Consider the following 21,918-nt stretch of genomic DNA (forward strand, 5'->3'; position numbering starts at 1 on the left):
ATGATTCAAATGCGTCTGAAACTGAGTTATCCGGGGTTCGCCCTCGATGTCGATCTGCAGTTGCCCGGCCGCGGGGTGACGGCGCTGTTCGGACACTCCGGGTCTGGCAAGACCACCTGCCTGCGCTGCATCGCCGGGCTGGAACGCGCCGACGAGGGATTTATCCACGTCAACGATGAAGTGTGGCAAGACAGCGCCAAGGGGGTTTTCGTCCCCCCGCACAAGCGCGCACTGGGTTACGTATTTCAGGAAGCCAGCCTGTTCCCTCATCTGTCGGTGCTGGCCAACCTGCAATTTGGCCTCAAGCGCATTCCCAAGCCTCAGCGCCGGGTCGACATGGCACACGCGACCGAGCTGCTGGGTATCAGTCATCTGCTCGACCGCCATCCGCAGCATCTTTCCGGCGGCGAACGGCAGCGTGTCGGCATGGCGCGCGCCCTGCTCACCAGCCCGACACTGCTGTTGATGGACGAACCGCTGGCAGCACTGGACGCGCAACGCAAAAGCGAGATCCTGCCTTACCTGCAACGGCTGCACGATGAACTGGACATCCCGGTGCTCTATGTCAGTCACTCCCAGGATGAAGTTGCACAACTGGCCGATCACCTGGTCCTGCTCAGCGACGGCAAGGCGCTGGCCAGCGGCCCCATCGGCCAGACCCTCGCACGCCTCGACTTGCCGCTGGCGCTGGGTGACGACGCCGGCGTAGTGATCCAAGGGCATGTCGCCGCCTATGACGCCGACTACCAGTTGTTGACGCTGCAACTGCCCGATACGGACCTGAACATTCGCGTGACTCACACGCCGATGGCGATGGGCCAGGCATTACGTTGCAAGGTCCAGGCGCGGGATGTCAGCCTCAGCCTGCTCGGCGATTACCAAAGCAGCATCCTCAATCGCCTGCCCGTGACGGTGGTCAGCGAAATGCCCGCCGACAACAACGCCCATGTGCTGGTGCGCCTGGACGCCGAGGGCAGCCCTTTGCTTGCACGTATCACCCGCTATTCCCGGGACCACCTGCACCTGCACCCGGGCCAACGTCTCTGGGCGCAAATCAAGGCCGTGGCCGTGCTGGCGTAACGCCGTGGGCACGACTGGCGCGGCGCGGGGTCAATGGCTGTAACGGCCCCTCGATCCCTCGCCCAGGACAATCGCCATGCCCGATGCACTGCCCCGTGACCTGCATTACGTCGATGACACCCAGCCCGGCATCACCCGCCGCAAACTGCGCGGCAAATTCTGCTATTTCGACCCCACTGGCCAGCGCATCGTCGACCCGCAAGAAATCCAGCGCATCAACGCACTGGCGGTACCACCGGCCTATACCGACGTGTGGATCTGCAGCGACCCGCGCGGGCACCTGCAGGCCACCGGTCGCGACGCCCGCGGGCGCAAGCAGTACCGCTATCACCCGCGCTGGCGCGAGGTGCGCGACAGCGACAAATACTCGCGGTTGAGGGATTTCGGCCTGGCCCTGCCCAAGCTGCGCAAACAACTGGAAACCTTACTGGAGGCGCCGGGTTTGAGTCGCGACAAGGTCATGGCCACCGTCATCACCTTGCTCGACGCAACGCTGATCCGTGTCGGCAATACCCAGTACGCCCGAGACAACCGCTCCTACGGCCTGACCACCCTGCGCAACCGCCATGTCGAGGTCAACGGCAGCGCGATCCAGTTCCAGTTTCGCGGCAAGAGTGGCGTCGAGCACCAGATCACTGTGAAGGACCGGCGCCTGGCGCGGATCATCAAGCGTTGCCAGGACATTCCCGGGCAAAACCTTTTTCAATACCTCGATGAAAACGGCGAGCGACACACGATCACTTCCGCCGACGTCAACGCCTACCTGCAAACCCTGACTGGCGCCGACTTCACCGCCAAGGATTACCGCACCTGGGCCGGCAGCGCCCTGGCCCTGGCGGTTCTGCGCGAGCTCGAGTGGCAACCCGAGTCCCAGGCGAAACAGCACGTGGTGGCGATGGTCAAGGACGTCGCCAGGCAGTTGGGCAATACTCCGGCGGTGTGCCGCAAGTGCTACATCCACCCGGCGGTACTCGAGGGTTTCCTGCTCGGCGCCTTGGCGCAACTGCCAAAGCCGAGGGTTCGTAAAGGCCTGCGGGCGGAGGAAGTCGCACTGGCGATGCTGCTGGAGAAAATGGCGTCCGAGGCGACGAACTGACCTGCCTATTTTTTGCACGATTGCAAATGGCTTCTATAGTTGATCTGTACGCCAATCAGCTGCGGTGAAGCCATGGAAGACATTTTCGTCGTCAAGCGCTGCAACAAGATCATCATTCATGGACGCCGGGCTGGAGAAACCACGCATCAACCCGCTGAAGCCGCCGTCTGGTACCGCATCGCCGATACCCGCACCAACGGTTTCATCGGTGACGGCTACGATCATGAATACGATGCCCAGCGGGTATGCCGACAGCTCAACGCCCGGTCACAAGTGATGGTCCGGCAAGGCTGACGAACATTCGCGGGTCTATACTGACAAAGTGCTGAAGGATCAGCGCCCATCGGTACAAAGCTCGCTTGCGGCGGGCTTTTTACTGCCAATCTTCAGGTTCTTAAACGGAGGTGTTTTCCATGTCCGAAAAAGAGTCCATCACCACCCTGCTCACCCTGCTCGACTCCCGTCAGGTTCGCCTGGCTGCCGCGTGCAAGGAAATCGCCGACTGGGTCGATCATCAAGGCGGACACCCGACTGCGCTCAGAATCCGTGATCGTCTGAACGACATCGAAAAGGATACACCCCTGATCCGCAATACACTGTCGTCGCTCAAGCCAGTCGACCCACCGCTGCCACGGTTCAGATGATCCTGATCTGGATACCGATGCGCAGGCAGGACCTGACGCAGGACGCATGATCGGCGACGCTACGTCACCGCGCGTGCGTGTGAGTGCCTGCCTGATTCCTGTCCTCCAACCCAGCCAGGTGCTGGGATTTTTTTTGCGCCTTTCAACCGCGAACATCACTAGAACAGGGTTGTCTAACGATTACTTCGTTACGAAGGAGACGTTCTGATGGTCACCCACTTCAAAGTCAGCGGGCACCTCGCCTGCGGTCACAAGGGCAGCAACCTCACCTCCACCCGGGAACTGAATCGGGTGAAATGCAGAAGCTGTCGCAACACCGACGCTTACAAAGAGGCGCGCAAAACCGAGCGCAACGCTGCACGCCGCGCCGCACGCAAGGCAAAAATCGCTCACGTGGTCAATGACTGGCGCCAGGCCTGGACCGAGCGGCTGACCGCCATGGCAGGACTGCAACGGCTGCCACGGGGCTTTCATGGGCAAGGCTTTGTCTAGAGGCACGAGGATCGGGTCGATCTGATCGGCCCGTTCCTGATCATCGATGCATCCCCCCCGGGTCTTTCGCAGCGACGTCCGACGCACCGCTGCAGCAGGTGCCCTAACCCGTCCGATGTGAGGCATTGGCGACAATGGCCTTCCTCGGCTAGGGTCATTTTGCGTATAGAACCAAGGCGTCTTGATTGGCAGAAATCACCCCAAGGAGGAAGCGATGTCATCCACTCGTAATGCCGAACAAACCTATCGCCAGTGGTCCAGCCCGATCCTGCTTGAACTCAAGGAGCGGGAACACCAAATGTCCCCGTCAGACCGCGAGGCGCTGCAAAACATCTTGCTGGAAAGAAGGCTGATCGACGTCGGCAACCCGAACGGCAACGATCGGCGCAAAGCGGATTTGAACACTGAGGATAAACAGCAATAACGAGCGGCCTGACACCCGACCAGGCTTTTGCAGAGCCCCCCAATCCCCTGTAGGAGCGAGCCTGCTCGCGATGGACGTCAACGATAACGCGCCCTGTCTGGATGAATACGTTGTCAGGACGTTCTTCGCGAGCAGGCTCGTTCCTACAGGCTCACTCGCTATATAAAGTGAAACCACAAATCGCCGTTACCGCAGGAATGGATATCCCCCAATCCAAATTTGCACTCAAGCCGCTCGCTCCAGGGCATCCAGCAAATCGGCAAACTCCAGCGAAAGCTTATGGCGCGGAGCCAGATGAACAAGGGGAACCGACACTTGGTGAGACTCGCGCATCTTCACAGAGCGACTCAGGTAAACCGGCAGCAGTGGTATCCCTTCGGCCAATAGCTCATCCACCAGATGCTGGTGCAATCCGGTCTGCCCCGAGAACTGATTGACCACCACCCCTTCCACCGTCAGCGACTCATTGTGATCTAGTCGTAACTCTTCTACTTGCGCGATGACGCGATACAGCGCCAGGCGAGAAAACCTGTCGCAATCGAAGGGAATCAGCAGCCTGTCCGCCGCCACCAAGGCGCTGAAGGTGTAGAAATTCAATGACGGCGGTGTATCGATATAAATGCGCTCGTAGTCCTCGGACAGTTCCACCAGCAGCTTGCGCAGCTTGTTGACCTTGAACTTGCTCTGCAGCTTTGACTGCAGGTCAGACAGCTCAGGGCTGGCGGTTACCAGGTCGAGGTTGGCGTAAGGCGTGCGGGTGATATTCACGCGATGCTTCCTGCCTTCGAAACCGCCGGACAAGGTCTGCTTGAAAAAATCGGCGATGCCCGCAGGAATATCCTCATTCACCAGGCCGGTGAGGTAGTGAGTCGAATTGGCCTGGGGATCGAGATCAACCAGCAGCGTTCGGTAGCCTTCGGAAGCACTCACGGCGGCGAGGTTGCAGGCAATGCTGGATTTCCCAACCCCGCCTTTCTGATTGAATACGACACGACGCATGTGACTTGCTCATCCATGAAAAAAGCCAGAGGCCAACTGACGGTAAATGTAAGAAGCCGTGTCAATTGTATGACCGGAACATTACAGTTTTGCGACAGTGGCGGCACAAGGCCCGGATTAGAGCGATGGAGTGAGAGGCCTTCATGACCTGTTCAATAAAGGAGCGTCGATGGTTGAAGTACAAATAATCGACGAACGACATCTAAACTACGATCCGCGACCACGCGGGGCGCGAATTGTCGAACTAATCTTGCACGACTGCCTTGAGCAATGAATGGAAATGTGATCGCGTTGTTTGATGGCTTCCATGAACTGTCCAGGCTAAACGTTTGGGGGGTCACTAACGATGATGCTTGTTGTTTTGCGCTCGCTGCTTGAGCGGCCCGCAACGAGTATCGGAACTTGAGAAAGGAAACCCTTATGAACAAGTTCGCGCACCGCCCCAGGTTTTACCTCACCTGTTCTTTGTTGATGGCAATCAACTTTGCCCAAGCCGCACAAACCGAAAAACCCAATATCCTGTTCATCGTCTCCGACGACACCGGCTACGGTGACCTTGGCCCCTATGGCGGCGGCGTAGGTCGAGGGATGCCAACGCCGAGCATCGACCGGCTCGCCGCAGAGGGCACCACCTTCTACTCCTTCTATGCCCAACCAAGCTGCACCCCAGGCCGCGCCGCGATGCAGACCGGGCGCATCCCCAACCGCAGCGGCATGACCACGGTGGCGTTCCAGGGCCAGGGCGGCGGTTTGCCGGCGGCTGAATGGACATTGGCGTCGGTGCTGAAAACCGGCGGCTATGAGACTTACTTCACCGGCAAGTGGCACCTGGGCGAGGCCGATTACGCACTGCCCAATGCCCAGGGCTACGACGTGATGAAGTACGTTGGCCTCTATCATCTCAACGCCTACACCTATGCCGACCCTACCTGGTTCCCGGACATGGATGAAGAAACCCGTGCCATGTTCGCCAAGGTGACTCAGGGCGCGTTGTCGGCCAAGGCCGGTGAAAAAGCCGTTGAAGAGTTCAAGATCAACGGCCAGTACGTCGACACCCCGGTAGTGGATGGCAAGCCCGGTGTCGTGGGCATTCCGTTCTTCGACAACTATGTGGAAAAGGCGGCGCTGGAGTTTCTCGACACCGCGGCCAAATCCGGCAAGCCGTTCTTTATCAACGTCAACTTCATGAAGGTTCACCAGCCCAACCTGCCAGCGCCGGAGTTCGTCCACAAGTCGATCTCCAAGACCAAATACGCCGACTCCGTGGTTGAGCTCGATACCCACATTGGCCGCATCCTCGACAAGCTCAAGGCGCTGGGCCTGGATAAGAACACCCTGGTGGTCTACACCACCGACAACGGCGCCTGGCAGGACGTTTATCCGGACGCTGGCTACACGCCCTTCCGTGGCACCAAAGGCACCGTGCGTGAAGGAGGCAACCGGGTGCCGGCGATCATGTCCTGGCCCGGCAAGATCAAGCCGGATGCAAAAAACCACGACATCATCGGCGGACTGGACTTGATGGCGACGTTCGCCTCGGTTGCCGGGATCAAGCTGCCGGACAAGGATCGCGAAGGCAAACCGATCATCTTCGACAGCTATGACATGACCCCTGTGTTGCTCGGCACCGGCCCTGATCCGCGCAAGGAGTGGTTCTACTTCACCGAGAACGAACTCTCCCCGGGCGCTGCCCGTGTCGGCAATTACAAGGCGGTGTTCAACCTGCGTGGCGACAACGGCGCCGTGACCGGTGGCCTGGCCGTCGACAGCAACCAAGGCTGGAAAGGCCCGTCCAAGTATGTAGCGACCGTACCGCAGGTGTTCGACTTGCTGCAGGATCCGCAGGAACGCTATGACATTTTCATGAACAACTACACCGAGCGCACCTGGACAATGGTGCCTATCAGCATGGCAATCACCCAGCTGATGAAAACCTACGTTCAGTACCCTCCTCGCAAACTGCAAAGCATGAGCTATGACGGCCCGATCGAACTGTCCAAGTACCAGAAGTTCCAATCGGTACGCGAAGATCTGGAGAAAGAAGGCATCACTATTCCAATGCCCAACTAGCGCAAGCAGCCAGCGCCTGCGCTTGATCGGCGCGGCGCTGGCCTTCGACGGCGGATTCAACCCGCGGATGTTCGTTGAGAATCGCTGGCAGCGAGGTAGTTTTTGTCACTCTGAGCATTCATTACCAGGTTTCCCGAGGCAATCTCCCGCGCACGAGATACCCCCCATGCCAGTGCCGTGGTCATCGTATCGTGGGGCAAATAGTCGTGGGCCTCTTCAAATAAGGGCGAGCCGTTTTTGTCGTAGACACCGATGAATAGCTGCGTTCTACCCTTTCTGGAAACTCTTGTTTGAACATCAATGAGAGTGCCATCATTTTGCAATTCATCGTGGGATCGACAATGCAACTCGCAGTCCGCCCAGAGCCAATACGTGGAACCTCTGCGCATCATCTTCGTGGCCTCCCTCTTTGTTGAATTTCGATGAAAACCAACGCAATACGAAATATTTAGTACGACAAATCTACAGCGTCAACTTCCTGAAACCTGCCACTTGTCGGACGAATTCCTCCACGAAACTCATTGCCCCAACTATATATTTGCAATATCACTGTCGCTGCGCATTGAGCTTTCCTCTATGAATTAACCGCCTGTCGTGGCAATCAATCCAATGACTTTACGGTCAGGTCGAAAAACTTGACGGCAGGTCTTTGCCATAAACGTTGATGACTTAGAGATTGCGGCAATGAAAATCGCCCAAATAGCCCCGCTGTATGAATCCGTGCCCCCTTATCTCTATGGAGGAACCGAAAGAGTTGTAGCTCATCTAACGGATGCTTTAGTCGGACTGGGACATGACGTCACCCTTTTCGCCGCCGAGGGATCGCGCACTTGTGCAAACTTGGTTGCAGCCCGGGATCAAGCGTTACGGCTCGACAGTAGTCCGTTGAAGTCCGAGTTGGCGAGTCACTTGAGTTTGCTGTATGAGTTGCGACATCGAGCAGCAGCGTTCGATGTGCTGCACTTTCATATAGACCTGTTGCATTTTCCATTTTTCGAAGACATGGCGCATAAGGTCTTGACCACTATTCATGGTCGCCTTGATATCAAGGATCTGGAGGGAGCCTATTCTCGATGGTCTCACTATCCCTTGGTTTCAATCTCGCAACATCAGCGCCAGCCATTACCGAACGCCAATTGGATCGACACCGTTTATCACGGTTTACCGCAGTCCAGTCTGACGTTCCATTCAAGACCGGGTGACTACCTCGCCTTCCTGGGGCGTATTTCTCCGGAAAAGCGTCCCGACCGGGCTATCCGCATTGCGCGCGCTACCGGGTTGCCCTTGAAGATCGCCGCCAAGGTCGACGCCGCCGATCGCGAATACTTCGAACGGCAGATACGCCCTTTATTGGCACAACCAGGCATCGAATTCATCGGCGAGATTGGCGATGCCGACAAATCCGCATTCCTGGGCAACGCCCGGGCGCTGCTCTTTCCCATTGATTGGCCCGAACCCTTCGGCCTGGTGATGATCGAGGCCATGGCCTGCGGTACGCCGGTCATCGCCTGGCGCTGCGGTTCTGTCCCCGAAGTGGTTGATCATGGTGTAACCGGCTTCATAATCAATAGCGAACAGGAGGCAGTGCTCGCTGCCCGTCAGGTACTTGAACTTGATCGACAAGTGATACGTGACGTATTCGTCAGACGTTTTTCAGCCAAGGTGATGGCGCAACGTTATGTTGACCTCTACCGGACACTCACCAACAGGTCTGATTACGTAGTGCCGGACATAGCCCATGAATACCTCGTCCAGCAGTCCTGAACAGCCGCAACCAAAACCCGGTGCGAATGAACCCGTTGCGCATACCTTGTATGTGCTGGTCGATCACAATACGTACCTGGTGGCTAATGCATTCGGTGATATCGACGGGGGTGCCGTGGGCATGTTCTACCACGACACGCGTTTGTTATCTGAATATCAATTGACCGTGGCGGGTCGGCGTCCGTCGCTGCTCTCGGCGGCGGTCAGCCGCGACAACGTGTACTTCCGTTCACATTTGACCAACCACCCGCTACCGGTACTGGGAGAAGAGGACACACCGCAAGGCGTCATCCATATCGAGCGCAAGCGCTTTCTTTGGGAAGAGCGAATGTTCGAGCGCATCTGCTTTTTCAACTACAGCGAGCAACCTGGCAAACTACCGATCGAACTGCGGTTCCGTGGAGACTTCCTCGACATGTTCGAAGTTCGTGGTCAAAAACGGCCACTGCGTGGCACGCTGACCAAGCCTGAAGTGCTCGAACAAGGCGTGATGCTTCATTACCAGGGACTGGACCATCAGCGACGCTGCATGGCGATCAGTTTTTCCCGATTGCCAGAACACATCAGCGGCGACAGTGCGAGTTTCCACATCGATATCGGCGCTCACGAGCGCCGCGAGCTGTATGTTGAAGTAGGCTCTAGCATTGTCAGTCCTGGCCGCACGCGTTACCGGTCCGCCGCCGCGCAAGCTTGCCGAGCCATGCGCAGGAAAGAGCAGCGAGGTGCACGTATCAAGGCTTCCGGCCGGCTGTTCCAGGGTTGGATAAACAAATCCCGGGCTGACCTAGCCTTATTGACTGCCGATCTTCCCTCCGGCCCCTACCCCTATGCCGGCGTTCCTTGGTACTCCACACCTTTTGGCCGCGACGCGATTATCACAGCCTATCAATCACTCTGGCTCAACCCGTGCCTTGCCCGAGGTGTGCTCGCCTACCTGGCGGCTCATCAGGCCACGGAGATTTCGACCTTCAGCGATGCTGAGCCGGGAAAAATCATGCATGAGACGCGTCAGGGTGAAATGTCGAAACTCAACGAATTACCCTTTGCCCGTTATTACGGAGGCGTCGATACGACCCCCTTGTTCGTGATGCTGGCCGGCGCTTATGCAAAACGCACCAACGATCGGGCGTTCATTGAAGCGCTTTGGCCGGCACTGGAACTGGCCACGCTCTGGATGGAGACCAATGCCTCGAGGAATGCCGAAGGCTTCATCAGCTACCAGCGAGGGGAAGTCACCGGCTTGGCCAATCAAGGCTGGAAAGACAGTCATGACGCCATTTTTCATCGCGATGGCCGCACCCCGGTTGGGCCCATCGCATTGATAGAAGTGCAAGGCTACGCCTGGCGCGCATTCTTGAGCATGAGCACCTTGGCCAGGCAACGAGGCAATGAGCAAGCTGCGGTTCGATGGCAAGGCATCGCAGAAAACCTGCGCCGGGCGGTTGAAAAATGCTTCTGGATGGAGGATCAGCAATTTTACGCACTGGCGCTCGATGGCAATGGCCAGCGTTGCGAGGTGAAAGCCTCGAACGCAGGTCACCTGCTGTTCACCGGATTACCCATGCCTGAACGGGGAAAAACGGTTGCCCGGCAATTTCTGACCAACATCTTCAATAACGGCTGGGGCGTTCGAACACTTGAAACCGGGGCCGTGCGGTTCAACCCCATGTCTTATCACAACGGTTCGGTTTGGCCGCATGACGTTGCCCTGTGCGCAGCAGGTATGGCCCGATATGGCGAGTATACGGGCGTCGTTCGTGTCCTCAGCGGGATGTTCGAAGCCGCGACGTTTTTCGGGATGCGGTTACCCGAACTGTTCTGCGGGTTCAAGCGTGGTCCGGGTGAGGCACCGGTTGCCTATCCAGTCGCCTGTTTGCCTCAAGCCTGGGCAGCAGGCTCCATTTTCATGCTCTTGCAGGCATGCCTGGGGATCAGCATTGACGCTGCTGACTGTCGAGTGATCATCAGGCAACCTCGACTGCCCATTGGTATTGACCGTCTGGAAGTGCGGACACTCCAGATCAATGAACACAGCGTCGATCTTGGCTTTCAACGAATTGGCGACCGCGTTGCGGTTTACATAGAACGACAAGATGGTCCAAGCTTGATTCGACTCGACGTTAAATTGTAAATCGCTGTCATCCGCCGATATCCACGCCAGGGACCGGAATCGCGGTTTACCCTGGGCAGCTGTAGGCAGAGCTTGCCCCGGAGATCAAGGTGCCTCCTATGAGAACTACTCCCAGCCGCTCACCCAATGTTCCGCAACGAAAGGAACTGACCCCCAGCAACCTTGCATTTCCGGTGGTCGGGATTGGCGCCTCCGCTGGCGGCCTCAACGCGGTGAAATCGTTCTTCGAACACATGCCCAATGACAATGGCATGGCCTTCGTGGTCATTCTTCATTTGGCGCCAGACCATGAAAGCATCGCCGACCGGATCATCCAGGACGTCACGCAAATGCCGGTGCGCCAGGTGACCGAGACGATCCCGATCGAGAAAAACTGCGTCTACGTCATTTCGCCGGCCCATGACCTGATCATGAATGACGGCTATCTGTCGGTCGCTCCTGCACAGCGCTCGGCGGGAAGCCACATTGCTATCGATCTGTTCTTCAGGGACCTGGCGGATGTGCACAAGGAGCGCGCTTTTTGCGTGGTGCTTTCTGGCGCCGGCTCCGATGGCGCGGTCGGTCTGTCGCGAATCAAGGAGCAAGGGGGCGTCACCCTGGTCCAGACGCCCGAAGAGGCTGAGTTCGACAGCATGCCGCGCGCGGCCATTGACACCCGGATGGTTGACCTGGTGATGCCCGTGGCGCAAATGCCACAAAAGCTCCTGGAGCTTTGGCACAACGCACAAACCATCACCCTGCCCGGCGCCAATGATCCAGGCCTCAAGACGCCCCTTCCCGAGGAGCAAGATGCAGCGAAGACCGAGCGTATTTTGCAGGACATCCTGCTGCACTTGCGCACCAATACCGGCCACGATTTCAAGCACTACAAGCGCGCCACGGTCCTGCGCCGGATAGAGCGCCGCTTGCAAGTGACCGCCCAGCCAAACCTGGCCGCCTATTACGACTACCTGCAAACGCACCCGGAAGAAAACAACGCCCTGCTGGGCGATATGCTGATCGGTGTGACCAACTTTTTCCGCGACCGCGAAGCCTTCGAAGCGCTGGAACGCGAAGTGGTGCCCAACCTGGTGAAATCGTTACGCGACTCCCAGCCGCACCGTGAGGAAATTCGCATCTGGTCAGCCGGTTGTTCGACCGGCGAGGAAGCCTATAGCGTGGCCATTCTGGTCAGTGACCAATTGGGGCTAGAGGCTACAGCGGCCAAAGTGCAGGTATTTGCCACGGACATCGATGAGCGCGCCATCGCCGTTGGACGCAGGGGCCTTTATCCCGGGGCGATCATCACCGATGTCCCTCCCCAGCGCCTGCGTCAGCATTTCATCAAGGAGGGCCAGAACTTCAGGGTGCACAAGGAGATCCGTGACAAGGTGCTGTTCGCCAAGCACAGCCTGTTACAGGACCCACCGTTCTCGCAGATGGACCTGATTGTCTGCAGGAACCTGTTGATTTACCTGGACCGCGACGTACAACGCACCCTCTACGAGATGTTTCATTTTGCCTTGCGGCCGGGCGGTTTCCTGTTTTTGGGGGCATCCGAATTCGCCGATGGCTGCCCGGACCTGTTTACCCCGGTGGACAAACGCAATCGCATCTTCCGCGCCAAGAGCCCTGCGACCACGCCTCGGCGCGCCCCGGCCCTGCCTCACGACGGCTATGCGCGAACCGCCATCAGCGCCCGCCCCCTTGAAACCCCAACGACTCGCAAGATTTCCTTCGCCGATATCCATCTGCGCGCGCTGGAAAAGACCGCACCACCGAGCATCATTGTCGACGTCAACGGCAACATCCTGCACCTGAGTGAAGGCGCCGGGCGCTTCCTGCGGTATGTGGCGGGAGAGCTGACCCGCAGCCTGCTGGCACTCGCGCTTCCAGAATTGCGACTGGAGCTGCGCACGATGCTCTACCAGGTCCATCAAACAGGCGCTGCCGTCACCTCGAACAAGGTCCGTATCCAGCGCGAACAGCGGTATTACCAGGTGGATCTGAGCGCGCACCCGTACAAGGATGAAGAGACCGACAGCGAGTACGTGCTGGTGATCCTCGAGGAGCAGGAAATCGTTGCGAATGTACAGTTGGATGTTGCCTCGAACGAGAGCGACAACCAACTGCTGGCCAGCCTTGAGCATGAACTGCAGCGCACCAAGATGCACTTGCAGGAGACGATCGAACAGTCGGAAGTCTCCAGTGAAGAACTCAAGGCGTCCAACGAAGAAATGCAGGCCATCAACGAAGAGCTGCGTTCGGCCACCGAGGAGCTGGAAACCAGCAAGGAAGAGTTGCAGTCGATCAACGAGGAACTGCTGACGGTCAACTACGAGCTCAAGACCAAGGTTGAAGAAACCGACAAGATCAACGACTACCTTTCCAACCTGATTACCTCCACCGACATTGCCACGGTGTTCGTCGATCGCAACATGCGCATCCGTTGGTTCACCCCCCGGGCCACGGACATCTTCAGCATGCTGCCGGTCGATACCGGGCGCTCGTTGCTGGACATCACCCACCGCCTCGATTACCCGGAGATGGTCGAGGATGCGGAGACGGTTTTTGGCTCGCTGAACATGATCGAGCGCGAGGTCAGCAGCAACGACCAACGCTGGTACATCGCCCGATTGCTGCCCTATCGTTCCAGCGAGGATCATATCGACGGCACGGTGCTGACCTTTATCGACATCAGCAAGCGTCGCGCCGCCGAAGATGAGTTGCGCTTGAATAACGAGCGCATGCGCCTGGTTGCCGAAAGCACCCACGATTTTGCGATCATCATTCTCGACGAGCATGGCGTGATTACCGACTGGAACACCGGCGCGCAGCTGATTTTCGGTTACGCCAAGGACGAAGTGCTCGGCGCCTATTACGACCTGATCTTTACCCCCGAGGACCGCGCCGAGGGCGTGCCGGAAACCGAACTACGCCTGACCCGTGAGCAAGGCCGCGGCGAAGACGAACGCTGGCACCTGCGCAAGGACGGCAGCCGCTTCTATTGCAGCGGCGAAGTCACGCTGCTCAAGGGCGAGAACCTGCAGGGCTACGTGAAGATTGCCCGCGACCTCACCGGTCACAAGCGCATGCATGACCAACAAAGCCAGCAACTGGCCGAGACCCAGACCAGCAGTCACCTCAAGGACGAGTTCTTTGCCGTGATGTCCCACGAACTCAAGCACCCGCTCAATCTCATCCAGCTCAATGCCGAACTCCTGCGGCGCCTGCCGATGACCAAATCCGCCGGGCCGGCCATGAAAGCCGTGAACACCATCTGCGATGCGGTCGCCAGCCAGGCGCGGATCATCGACGACCTGCTGGATGTCGCCCGGGTGCGCACCGGCAAGCTCAAGCTGAAAAAGCAGGCGGTGGACCTGGGACGCATTCTCCAGGATATCTACACCGTAGTGATCAATGACCAGCATCCGTGCGAGGTCACGCTGCAGCTGCCCCAGCCTCCCGAGCCGCCCCTGGTGGTCGATGCCGACAGCACACGCCTGGAGCAGATCATCTGGAACCTGCTCAACAATGCACTGAAGTTCACGCCCAGGGATGGCCGCATCGAGCTGATCGCCCATCGTGTCGAGAACATGGCGCAACTGGACGTCATCGACAGCGGCGTGGGGCTCGAGCAGGACAATCTGCACAAGGTGTTCGATCTCTTCAGCCAGGCGGACAACCAGCATGCCAGCCATCAGCGCGAAGGCCTGGGCATTGGCTTGTCGTTGGTGCGGCAACTGGTGGAAGCCCACGGCGGTTCGGTAGATGTACAGTCCGAAGGCATTGGTCGTGGCTGTACCTTCACCCTCCGGTTGCCGCTCTCTCGGCCCTCACAACAGCCGGACAAACAGCCGACAGTCGCCGAACAGGGGCGTCTGGTTGGCCAGAAAGTGCTGCTGGTGGAAGACTCCAAGGACGTCATGGAAGTCCTGCAAATGTTGCTGGAAATGGAAGACGCGCATGTCGAAGCCTTCAGCGATCCCCTGCAAGCCCTGAAAGCGGCGAAGGACAGCAACTACGACGTGATCATCTCGGACATCGGCATGCCGGTCATGGATGGCCATCAGTTCATCCGGGCCATCCGTCAGATTTCCCACCTGAAACACACGCCTGCCATTGCCCTCTCGGGCTACGCCACCAGCGAGGAGCAGAAAAAAACCAGGCAATCAGGGTTTAATTATCATGTAGGTAAACCGGTATCCCATGACGACTTCATCGACCTCATTGACGAGGCTTGCAATACGCGGCCTTATTGAGTGAAGCATTCATTCACGAGACTCGATCCAGCCCGCCCAAAGCCACTAGTCGGCCAATAGGTATTGCTCGTCCAGAGCGTGTTGACGCACCACCCTGCCAAGCGTTGAATTTTCTTGTAGCTCATACAGGGAGGACACCACATGGCAAAAATAAAAATCCTGGCGGGGGATTTCCTTGAAGGTTCTGCAGAACTTGAACCTGGGTTCATAACCATTCAAACGGCCGTCTATCCATGGCCAGGCCTGAAGATCACCACGTGCGAAATACTCGACGTCACGGTTGTCAATGAATCTTCTTATCGGGACGTATCGAGCGCTGTCGGCTTGGGGCTGGCCGGCGCATTGGCTCTCGGACCGATCGGAGCTGTCGCTGGCGTGATATTGGCAGACGATGAAATCGAGCTGACCTTTTCGATGCAACTGAGGGATGGACGGTCGCTGCTTTGCGCGACCGATAAGCGCACCTACCGAGACATTGAAGCCGCAATCGGTAAGCAGGCGATGACGAAGCACTTCAAATAACCTTGCGTGTGCAGACGCCGTATTCTTGAGCCCGGCCAGCAAATGTCCAGGCGAACAAGAAACCTGTGGTGAGGGGATAAAACCCTCACCACACAAGTCCTCTCACCACATGAATTCCTAGCGAATGCCCGCCCCTGCCAGGGACTCAGGCGACCACTGTGCCTTGGACAGCGCATTGATGTAGTGGATGCCGCCGTACGGGCCAACCACGCCGTTGATGTTGTAGGAACCGCCGACCAGGTCGTAGATCATGTACGGCGTGGCGTCCGGAACCTGCTTGTCATAACTCTGGCTCAGGAAGGCGAAGGAACCACGGTAGAGCTGCCCACGGGAATCGTACTGGTCAGAGGCCAGAGCGACCCAGCTGTCTTCATCCAGATAGAAGCGGCGTTTCTGGTACACGTGACGTGCGCCGGACTTCAGGTTGCCCTCCACCACCCAGACGCGGTGTTTCTCCCAGCGCACCATATCCGGTGCCAGGTGGTTGGAGGTCGTCAGCGACTTCGGATCCTGGGCGTAGGTCAGTTTGTAGGTGTTATAGGGCACGATCATTTCCTGCTTGCCCACCAACTTCCAGTCATAGCGATCCAGCGCGCCGTTGAACACGAACACGTCGTCGTAGGTGCCGGTGCCAGCCGTACCTGGGTTAGGCGTGTCGTAGGCCAGGCTCGGGGCCAGCTTCACCCGGCGCTGGCCAGGCAGGTACTGCCAGGCGCGGCGCGGCATTTCGATGGCGTTGGTCGCGTCCTTGAGCATGATGGCTTCACCGGCGCGCCGCGCCGGGCCGGTGTAATACAGTTTCATCTGGTAGTACACGTCGGAGCTGGTGATCGGCTGCGACATGTTCTCGTAGATCGGGTAGTTGATGAACGCTTGAGCGGTGGTCGCCAGGCTGGCCACACCGGCCGAATCGACGTTCCAGGAGTCGTACTTGGCATTGATATTGACGCCCTGGTAACGCAGCAGGAAGTTCCACATGGCCTCGGCGCCCGATTGCGGAATCGGGAACGGCACGCCCGGCAAGACGTTGTCGATGGCCAACCCGCCTTCAAGGGACTTGGCCCCGGACGCGTTCTTCACACTGTTGTCCAGGACTGCCTGCGGCAGTACTACAGTGCGGTGGGTCGGATAAACATCGACGCGGTAGCTGGGAAATCGCTCGATCAACTTCGCCGTGGTGGCCGTGAGCATGCCCTGGTACTGGGCGAGGTTCTTGCCGTCGATCACCAGCACCGGCTTTTCACTGGCAAAGGGGTCCGGACGAAACGTATCGCCCGCCTTGAAGCTGGCCGGTGCGGTGGTCAGGCCGCCGCTATAGGCCGGAATGGAGCCATCGGCACTACCGGCCTTTTCGGCCCCCACCAGCGTCAGGCTGGAGCCCAGCCTGGCCGCCTGTTCAGGGGACACTGCGGCGTGTACCGCTGTTGTGAAAACCATTGCCAGGGAAGTCGCCATCAAACTTTTCACGAACATCATTCTGTAGATCTCCTGCCCGGCACCCGGGCAATGCGAATGTTTAGAAAGTTTTGTTCAAGGTCAGGCCACAGCCAACTGACTTCGCCTCGGGCACGCACTACAAACGCTATGTTCATGCATTGACTTGTCTCCGTTTATTTTTGTTTTTATCCAAACAACATCAAATACTTCGATGACGCATTTTCCCGCCGGAACTATTGTTAATAGCCTTTATTGAACTCAACCTTTGTAGCGAACACACGCCTGGCGTTGCTGGCCAAGTTTTTCAATACCCAGCGTAACAATGTCGTTTTCTTCAAGAAAAACCGGTGTGGGCTTGATACCCATCCCAACGCCTGGCGGCGTACCCGTGGTGATAATGTCGCCAGGGTAAAGTCGCATGAACTGGCTGATATACGCGACGATAGTGGGCACATCAAAAATCATCGTCGCCGTGTTGCCTGTTTGCCGGCGAACGCCGTTCACCTCCAGCCACATGGATAAGTTCTGTACGTCGCCTATTTCATCTTTGGTGATGAACCATGGGCCAATCGGGCCAAAGCTATCGCAACTCTTTCCTTTATCCCAAGTGCCTCCACGCTCCAATTGATAGGCTCTTTCCGAAACATCATTAACCAGGACGTAGCCCGCTACATACGCCAATGCATCCTTTTTTTCGAGATAGGCGCCTTCGCTGCCAATAACAATGCCGAGTTCGACTTCCCAATCGGTTTTTTTACTATCGGGTGGAAGGATGATTTCATCATGGGGGCCCGTGACACAGGAGTTGGCTTTCATGAACACTATCGGTTCCGAAGGAATCGGCAGATTGGCCTCCTGTGCATGATCCCGGTAATTCAACCCGATCGCGAGGAACTTGCCGGTTACCCGCAGTGGCGTCCCCAACCTTGGATTCCCCTCCACGGCCGGGAGAGTCGATGGATCGATATCCTGTAGATGCGCCAGGGATGATGGCGTGAATGTACTTGCGTCGATGTCGCTGAGAATACCGCTCAGGTCCCTGATGATGTCCTGGCTATCGAGCAGGCCAGGCTTCTCCTTGCCCTTTTCTCCGAATCTTACCAGTCGCATAGTGTTGTCCAGATGTTGAAGTGGGGGTGTCGTACTCAACAGCAAGTTCGCACTGTTTAAAGGACTGCTCCCCCATTGGGACTGATGACCTGCCCCACGAAATAGTGATCGCCTGCAAGGAACGTCGCCACGGACGCATATTCATCGGTTGTCCCGAACCTGCCCGCCGGTATGACTTGCCAGAACCTGCGTCGGCCTTCCTCGCCGATGGAGTCGAGATACTCTTCAAAGAAGGGAGTCGACACCCCGCCCGGTGCCAAGGCATTGACCAGGATGTTGCCGCCGGCAACTTCCGCCGCGACCGATTTGGTGAAGGCAATGACGGCGCCCTTTGACGCGCTGTAGTGCGGACTGTGCGCGCTGATTGCCGACATCCCGGCGATCGAGGCAAGGTTCACGATGCGACCATAGCGTTGCTCCTGCATCAGCTTGAGCGCTTCGCGCGTGCAATAGAACATGCCGTGCACATTGACATCCCAGTACCGATGCCACTCCTCGTCGGTTATTTCACTGGTGAAACCCAGTGATTGCCTCGGTTGCGCAGTGGTGATGTAGGCGTAATGCTTGTTACGTCGTACCGCATCAGCGGCCCCGGTGGGCGCCAGCGCCGCGTTATTCACCAGAATGTGCAACGTGCCAAAACGCTGGACAATGTCGGCGAACATGGCGACCACCTGGCTGCTCGAGGAGATGTCGCAGTGCAGGGCCAAACAGTTGGCACCCGCCGCTTCAACGGCCTTGCGGGTTTCCTCCAGGGCGGGGATATCGATATCGCAGATGACAACATCCGCACCGGCCCGCGCGAAATGCCGGGCAATGGTTCCCCCCAGGCCTCGGCCCGCGCCGGTAATCAATACGACACGGCCTGCAAAGTTGCGCGTGCTTGCCTGCGCCATTTCAAATGGCGCGTGTTCAAGTTGCTCGTCCAATTGCATAAATGACTCCGGTATCTGGATGACGTGAGACAAGTATCTGCAGAAAACCAAATCCGCTTTTGACGATTTGGGGTAATAATTTTACATTTTGGGGTTGGCGGGTGTTTCAGCGCTCAAACATGGGCCCATAGAGGGACAACCTGGGCTTGGCAAATACACGGCGCAACATCGGCTCAAAGAAGCTCAAGGGTAAGGTTTCACCTTCGGGATCGAAGGCGGGACTGTCGTACAATTCGATAAATTCTGCCGTGCGCGCATAGTTCGACTGTTCCTTGAACATGTCGCGCATGTTGCGATCCATTCCAATGCGGTGAAAGAAGTTATAACCCTGGAAAATTCCATGGTTCTGGATCATCCAGTGATTTTCTTCGCTGACAAAGGGTTTGAGGATGGCCGCCGCCACTTCGGAATGATTGTAGGTGCCCAACGTATCACCGATATCATGCAGTAACGCGCACACCACATACTCTTCATCGCGACCATCACGATAGGCGCGCGTAGCCGTTTGCAGGCAGTGACCCAGGCGATCAATCGGAAAGCCGGAAAAATCACCTGACAGCAAGTTCATGTGCGCGATGATTCGATCAGGCAAAGCGCTGGCAAAGTTTTTAAATTCTGCAGATATAATATCCCAGTCTTCCTGGGTGCTTTGATCCATCCGGGTAAACAATGCAGTTGCACTCATTTAACGCTTCTCACAGGATGAGTTTCAGTTAAAGCGACATTCATGGGTCAAGTTAGAGTCGTCACTGGGTCCAAGACGACGTCTTGCCCATCAGATCGCCCGGCGCATAAGGCTGTAACTCTGAGCGGTAGGTCCTGCATCAGGCATATTTGCCAGGAACAAGGCCAGCGACACCACGTCTTCCGGGGTCTTGAACCACTCTCCCGGGGGAATCGCCGCATCACGGGTCATCTCGGTCTGTACAGGCCCTGGAATCAGTTCGTTGACGCTGATGTTGTATTCCAGCAACTCCACCGCGAGCGACTGGGTGAGCATCCACATGCCGCTCTTGGAGCAGGAGTAAGCCGAAAAACCGGGGGTGGCACGGTGGCGCTGGCCAGAACCGATCATGATGATTTTCCCGGCACCGCGCCGGCGCAGGTAAGGGATGGCGGCATGAGCGGTGTGGTAGGCGCCGGTCAGGTTGATGTCGATGGTCTTGCGCCACTGCGCCGGGTCACTGTCCTCGATCCGTCGTTGCTCGATGGCGATGCCGGCGTTGGCGACCACGATATCGACGCCGCCGAATTCATCGCTGGCGCGCTGGTACAGGGCGGCGACTGCGGCGTAGTCACCCACGTCGACTGTCTGGGCGACAGCCTGGCCGTCTGCTTCGATGATCATGCGCACAGTCTCGGCTATTTCCGCCGTGCTGCGGGCACTGCAAACCACCGCGGCGCCGGCCTGCGCATAAGCCAGGGCAATGGCGCGGCCAATGCCACGGCCAGCGCCGGTGATGACGGCGACTTTACCCTTGAGCGGTTTTGAATGGATGTGATTCATCGTCTGCATTTCCTTACGGGATGTGAGAAGTGTTTTTTCAACGCGATTGATGGCAACTTGAGGATTCATGGCGGCGCAGGTCGTGGAGGTAATGGGACCTTGCGAAAGCAAACGCCAGTGCTGAGCCAATCGAGACTAACGGGACCCACTGCAACGCGCCGAGCAGGCCGATCCTGTCGGCGAGCAGGCCGGTCAGGTAGGGCCCTGGCGCGGCACCCAACAGGTTGCCGGCCAGCGCCAGGGTAGCGATCGCGGTTCCGTGAAGAGAGACGTGCACCAGATCGGTGACGATGGCGCCCGCTGAGCCATAAGTGCCAGCCGCAAAGAAAACGCCCGCGATGATCACCGCGAACTGTCCGGTGCCGGGTGGCAAGCGCATGCTGATCATCAGCAGCAGGCAGGAGCCCAGGCAGTAGAAAATGGCGGGCAACGTTTTGTTTTTGTCCGACTTGCGCCCCACCCAGTCAGTGAACACGCCGCACAGACCCATGCCGAGCCCGCTGGCGATCAGTAACACTGCCGCCGCCAGTGCCGACTTGTCAGCGGGTAAATCGTAGTAGCGGTTCAGGTAACTGGGCATCCAGGCAATGATGGTGTAGGCGGTGAAGAGCTGAAGGCCACTGCCAACATAGGTGAACACCAGCGTCGGCGCGCCAAACAACGTCTTGAGAAGTGAGCGCAATCGAATTTTTTCAACACGTTTGCCTTCGACCGGCGACTCGACTAACTGAAGGGGCCTGTGCTGCGCCAGGCGTGTTTCAGTAATGGTGAATGCAAAGAACAGGATCAATAGAAACCCGAGCGCCGCCATGGCAATCAACGCGGCGCGCCAGCCAAAGTGATTCGCTATCACGCCGCTTGAGGCCAGGCCCAGTACCGAGCCAAACATGCCGGCAGAGGTAAAGGCCCCGGTCAGCGTGGCACGCATGGAAGACGGGAATACACTCAAGATAATTGCGAGCCCCACGCTGCCGTAGCCGGCCTCGCCAATACCGACAAACAGTCGGGCCAGCAGCAGCTGGTTATAGTGCTCTGCCAGTCCACAGGCCAAGGTGCTCAGGCTCCAGAACAGCGCCATGATCACCACACTTTTAACCCGCCCCCAGCGGTCCGCCATCAACGCGGCCGGAACAGCCAGCAAGCCAACCGCAAGCCCCACGATGCCACTGAGCAGGCCGAGTTGCGCATCGCTCAAGGCCCACTCGGCCTTCAGTTGTGGAAAGACTGCATTGAGTGCCTGTCGCGACATGTAATCGGACAGCATCAATGCGTAGATAACGATAAATACCAGCCAGCAATAGGCTCGCGGGCGTGAAATCCCACGCGCAGGATTCGCCGCAACCGATATGGAAAACTTCTCTGCCTGCATATCGCCCCCATTATTTTTATCCACGCAACTCAAGGGAATTGCGCACGGCTGCATCGGTACAACCGGGCAGGAAGGCGCTGGCGCCTTACTGCCCGTG

18 protein-coding genes are annotated in these 21,918 nt (G+C 57.8%); 11 read left to right on the plus strand and 7 right to left on the minus strand.

The window, feature by feature from the left end; genetic code table 11:
- The 6 genes from modC (at window position 1) to PSUM_RS06070 (ending at window position 3,736) form a co-directional block, all read left to right on the plus strand.
- Complete coding sequence (gene modC / locus PSUM_RS06045; RefSeq protein ID WP_083349202.1) at window positions 1-1,080, plus strand: molybdenum ABC transporter ATP-binding protein; 1,080 nt, start codon at window positions 1-3, stop codon at window positions 1,078-1,080.
- 76 nt (window positions 1,081-1,156) lie between these two features.
- Complete coding sequence (locus tag PSUM_RS06050; RefSeq protein ID WP_033042232.1) at window positions 1,157-2,176, plus strand: DNA topoisomerase IB; 1,020 nt, start codon at window positions 1,157-1,159, stop codon at window positions 2,174-2,176.
- Between the two features lie 72 nt (window positions 2,177-2,248).
- Window positions 2,249-2,470 (plus strand): hypothetical protein, encoded by a 222-nt coding sequence (locus PSUM_RS06055; RefSeq protein ID WP_020797233.1) that lies wholly within the window; start codon window positions 2,249-2,251, stop codon window positions 2,468-2,470.
- 119 nt (window positions 2,471-2,589) lie between these two features.
- Window positions 2,590-2,820 carry a hypothetical protein gene (locus PSUM_RS06060; protein WP_008055683.1) on the plus strand — a complete coding sequence of 77 codons (231 nt, stop codon included), beginning with the start codon at window positions 2,590-2,592 and terminating at the stop codon, window positions 2,818-2,820.
- A 207-nt stretch (window positions 2,821-3,027) separates the two neighbouring features.
- Window positions 3,028-3,312, plus strand: coding sequence for a hypothetical protein (locus tag PSUM_RS06065; protein WP_020797234.1), 285 nt, complete (start codon window positions 3,028-3,030; stop codon window positions 3,310-3,312).
- A 214-nt stretch (window positions 3,313-3,526) separates the two neighbouring features.
- Window positions 3,527-3,736 carry a hypothetical protein gene (locus PSUM_RS06070; protein WP_033042238.1) on the plus strand — a complete coding sequence of 70 codons (210 nt, stop codon included), beginning with the start codon at window positions 3,527-3,529 and terminating at the stop codon, window positions 3,734-3,736.
- A 225-nt stretch (window positions 3,737-3,961) separates the two neighbouring features.
- On the opposite strand, the gene PSUM_RS06075 is transcribed toward PSUM_RS06070, so the two are convergent.
- Window positions 3,962-4,735 (minus strand): ParA family protein, encoded by a 774-nt coding sequence (locus PSUM_RS06075; RefSeq protein ID WP_083349203.1) that lies wholly within the window; start codon window positions 4,733-4,735, stop codon window positions 3,962-3,964.
- A gap of 471 nt (window positions 4,736-5,206) precedes the next feature.
- On the opposite strand from PSUM_RS06075, the gene PSUM_RS06080 reads away from it, so the two are divergent.
- The 5 genes from PSUM_RS06080 to PSUM_RS06105 all read left to right on the plus strand — a co-directional run bounded on the left by PSUM_RS06080 (window position 5,207) and on the right by PSUM_RS06105 (window position 15,463).
- Window positions 5,207-6,805 (plus strand): arylsulfatase, encoded by a 1,599-nt coding sequence (locus PSUM_RS06080; protein ID WP_414896147.1) that lies wholly within the window; start codon window positions 5,207-5,209, stop codon window positions 6,803-6,805.
- Window positions 6,806-7,489: 684 nt separating this feature from the next.
- Window positions 7,490-8,569: a glycosyltransferase family 4 protein gene (locus PSUM_RS06090; RefSeq protein WP_083349206.1), complete on the plus strand. Its 1,080-nt coding sequence runs from the start codon at window positions 7,490-7,492 to the stop codon at window positions 8,567-8,569.
- Entirely contained in the window at window positions 8,544-10,700 is a 2,157-nt protein-coding gene (locus tag PSUM_RS06095) for an amylo-alpha-1,6-glucosidase (protein WP_083349207.1), read from the plus strand. Before PSUM_RS06090 ends, PSUM_RS06095 begins: the two co-directional genes overlap by 26 nt.
- Before the next feature lie 98 nt (window positions 10,701-10,798).
- Window positions 10,799-14,941, plus strand: a complete 4,143-nt coding sequence (locus PSUM_RS06100; protein WP_083349208.1) for a CheR family methyltransferase — start codon at window positions 10,799-10,801, stop codon at window positions 14,939-14,941.
- A gap of 141 nt (window positions 14,942-15,082) precedes the next feature.
- Complete coding sequence (locus tag PSUM_RS06105) at window positions 15,083-15,463, plus strand: hypothetical protein (RefSeq protein WP_042955601.1); 381 nt, start codon at window positions 15,083-15,085, stop codon at window positions 15,461-15,463.
- 117 nt (window positions 15,464-15,580) lie between these two features.
- Here PSUM_RS06105 and PSUM_RS06110 read toward each other — a convergent pair whose 3' ends face one another.
- The 6 genes from PSUM_RS06110 to PSUM_RS06135 form a co-directional block, all read right to left on the minus strand.
- Window positions 15,581-16,939, minus strand: a complete 1,359-nt coding sequence (locus PSUM_RS06110; RefSeq protein ID WP_083349209.1) for a DUF1329 domain-containing protein — start codon at window positions 16,937-16,939, stop codon at window positions 15,581-15,583.
- 219 nt (window positions 16,940-17,158) lie between these two features.
- Window positions 17,159-18,010 carry a fumarylacetoacetate hydrolase family protein gene (locus PSUM_RS06115; RefSeq protein WP_083349210.1) on the minus strand — a complete coding sequence of 284 codons (852 nt, stop codon included), beginning with the start codon at window positions 18,008-18,010 and terminating at the stop codon, window positions 17,159-17,161.
- Between the two features lie 56 nt (window positions 18,011-18,066).
- Window positions 18,067-18,945, minus strand: a complete 879-nt coding sequence (locus PSUM_RS06120) for an SDR family NAD(P)-dependent oxidoreductase (RefSeq protein ID WP_020799095.1) — start codon at window positions 18,943-18,945, stop codon at window positions 18,067-18,069.
- A 106-nt stretch (window positions 18,946-19,051) separates the two neighbouring features.
- Window positions 19,052-19,630 (minus strand): HD domain-containing protein, encoded by a 579-nt coding sequence (locus PSUM_RS06125; protein WP_083349211.1) that lies wholly within the window; start codon window positions 19,628-19,630, stop codon window positions 19,052-19,054.
- Between the two features lie 90 nt (window positions 19,631-19,720).
- Window positions 19,721-20,452, minus strand: a complete 732-nt coding sequence (locus PSUM_RS06130) for an SDR family NAD(P)-dependent oxidoreductase (RefSeq protein ID WP_020799097.1) — start codon at window positions 20,450-20,452, stop codon at window positions 19,721-19,723.
- A gap of 37 nt (window positions 20,453-20,489) precedes the next feature.
- Entirely contained in the window at window positions 20,490-21,821 is a 1,332-nt protein-coding gene (locus tag PSUM_RS06135; RefSeq protein WP_083349212.1) for an MFS transporter, read from the minus strand.
- Between the last annotated feature and the right edge of the window lie 97 nt (window positions 21,822-21,918).

Origin of the sequence: Pseudomonas umsongensis, from assembly GCF_002236105.1 — a bacterium.
Taxonomy (GTDB): Bacteria; Pseudomonadota; Gammaproteobacteria; order Pseudomonadales; family Pseudomonadaceae; genus Aquipseudomonas; species Aquipseudomonas umsongensis.

Coding starts and splice junctions, on each gene's coding strand:
- PSUM_RS06125 (WP_083349211.1), bottom strand. CDS start 19,630: ATGAGTGCAACTGCATTGTTTACCCGGATGGATCAAAGCACCCAGGAA.
- PSUM_RS06115 (WP_083349210.1), bottom strand. CDS start 18,010: ATGCGACTGGTAAGATTCGGAGAAAAGGGCAAGGAGAAGCCTGGCCTG.
- PSUM_RS06090 (WP_083349206.1), top strand. CDS start 7,490: ATGAAAATCGCCCAAATAGCCCCGCTGTATGAATCCGTGCCCCCTTAT.
- PSUM_RS06110 (WP_083349209.1), bottom strand. CDS start 16,939: ATGATGTTCGTGAAAAGTTTGATGGCGACTTCCCTGGCAATGGTTTTC.
- PSUM_RS06080 (WP_414896147.1), top strand. CDS start 5,207: ATGGCAATCAACTTTGCCCAAGCCGCACAAACCGAAAAACCCAATATC.
- PSUM_RS06135 (WP_083349212.1), bottom strand. CDS start 21,821: ATGCAGGCAGAGAAGTTTTCCATATCGGTTGCGGCGAATCCTGCGCGT.
- PSUM_RS06075 (WP_083349203.1), bottom strand. CDS start 4,735: ATGCGTCGTGTCGTATTCAATCAGAAAGGCGGGGTTGGGAAATCCAGC.
- PSUM_RS06050 (WP_033042232.1), top strand. CDS start 1,157: ATGCCCGATGCACTGCCCCGTGACCTGCATTACGTCGATGACACCCAG.
- PSUM_RS06055 (WP_020797233.1), top strand. CDS start 2,249: ATGGAAGACATTTTCGTCGTCAAGCGCTGCAACAAGATCATCATTCAT.
- PSUM_RS06120 (WP_020799095.1), bottom strand. CDS start 18,945: ATGCAATTGGACGAGCAACTTGAACACGCGCCATTTGAAATGGCGCAG.
- PSUM_RS06070 (WP_033042238.1), top strand. CDS start 3,527: ATGTCATCCACTCGTAATGCCGAACAAACCTATCGCCAGTGGTCCAGC.
- PSUM_RS06105 (WP_042955601.1), top strand. CDS start 15,083: ATGGCAAAAATAAAAATCCTGGCGGGGGATTTCCTTGAAGGTTCTGCA.
- modC (WP_083349202.1), top strand. CDS start 1: ATGATTCAAATGCGTCTGAAACTGAGTTATCCGGGGTTCGCCCTCGAT.
- PSUM_RS06130 (WP_020799097.1), bottom strand. CDS start 20,452: ATGAATCACATCCATTCAAAACCGCTCAAGGGTAAAGTCGCCGTCATC.
- PSUM_RS06060 (WP_008055683.1), top strand. CDS start 2,590: ATGTCCGAAAAAGAGTCCATCACCACCCTGCTCACCCTGCTCGACTCC.
- PSUM_RS06065 (WP_020797234.1), top strand. CDS start 3,028: ATGGTCACCCACTTCAAAGTCAGCGGGCACCTCGCCTGCGGTCACAAG.
- PSUM_RS06100 (WP_083349208.1), top strand. CDS start 10,799: ATGAGAACTACTCCCAGCCGCTCACCCAATGTTCCGCAACGAAAGGAA.
- PSUM_RS06095 (WP_083349207.1), top strand. CDS start 8,544: ATGAATACCTCGTCCAGCAGTCCTGAACAGCCGCAACCAAAACCCGGT.